The organism is Crenobacter sp. CS_VA4 (genome assembly GCF_055597485.1).
Genome location: NZ_JBVMAE010000124.1, coordinates 1 through 274, shown reverse-complemented (window position 1 = coordinate 274; position 274 = coordinate 1). Strand labels below are relative to the sequence as shown.

The window sequence follows — 274 nt, the reverse complement described above, 5'->3', positions numbered from 1 at the left end:
CGGCGGGCGACGCCGGCGCGACTGAGCGCCGAGCCGATCGCGAGGCCGACAGCGGTCCACGCGATGGGTCCGAGCACGGAGATCGCGAGGTACAGCAGCTGCGCCCACAGCGGCATCACCGAGAGGTGAGCGGCGAAGAACACCACGACCGCGACGAAGACGCCGATGATCGCCGCCGAGAGGAAGAAGCGCCACGGTCCCCAGGAGCGATAGCGGGTGAGGGCGGCCACCCCCTCCTGGATCAGGCCGAACAGCAGCGCGGTGCCGATGAAGC

General features: G+C 70.8%; 1 protein-coding gene. It reads right to left on the bottom strand.

The features are described 5' to 3' along the window. On the bottom strand, positions 1 to 274 hold a 274-nt coding region (locus tag ACZ2IA_RS22980; RefSeq protein WP_470294901.1), incomplete at both ends, for an ABC transporter permease.